The 680-nt window shown below is 47.6% G+C and carries 1 protein-coding gene and 1 pseudogene; both read right to left on the bottom strand.

Annotated elements, in window-relative coordinates:
- Positions 1-301 (bottom strand): annotated as a pseudogene (locus tag R7R24_RS27250) (TIGR01620 family protein); the annotation flags it as partial.
- Positions 298-680 (bottom strand): YcjX family protein (locus R7R24_RS27245; protein WP_318120204.1); only part of this gene is annotated, 383 nt, incomplete at its 5' end. The gene R7R24_RS27245 and the pseudogene R7R24_RS27250, both read right to left, overlap by 4 nt.

The following is a 680-nucleotide window of genomic DNA, read 5'->3' as shown; positions in this document are numbered from 1 at the left end:
ATGCTAGCCAGTCAGCTGTTTGCACCGCAGTGACAACTGAGTCCACAGCCTGCCACCCGACCAATCCGGCAAAAGTAGCAAACACACCGGTTGCGAGCCACTTTCTGCCCGGCCTAGGGCGAATCACGTGTTCAAGTTGCCGTTCTTGTTCGGTTTCAATTCGATCTTCTTCTATCTTCACTGGTACAAAAGTTTCTTTTTCACTGAATGTCTTTTGCGCCGTTAACTCTGGTGAATCCGATTGCTGCTCTTTCTCTAGTGCTTTGTCAGAGAAAATTTGTTTCTGCTTCAATTCGCTCATTTCAATTTGTCTCCTAGCAGATAATCCAGTGCTTTATCTAGACGTATGTGTTTCATCGGTTCATCACTTGCTGACGGCATAGGACGGAAGGGAGTAAAGTCAAAACCACTGTTTTGCCAATAGGCGGCATTGGGTAGCTTCTTCGGCACCTCTCCTGGGAACATCGTCATTGCCTCACCGTTTAAGGTCGTACCTTGTAACGCAGAAATGGTTTTGTCGCCTGAGGTAATAAACCCTGAAGTGGTCGCTTGGATGGAAGCAATGCTCATACAACTCATTTCAATGTTCTCATAAGCAGCGGTTTGCCATGCTGGGTGCACCATTTGTTGCAGTAGAGAGACAAGGTGCGGATGCTGATCTGGTGTCACGTGATCGGCCT

This window comes from Vibrio sp. 704 (genome assembly GCF_033339295.1).
The sequence above is the reverse complement of the archived record's forward strand: the minus strand, read 5'-3'. Positions and strand labels throughout refer to the sequence as shown.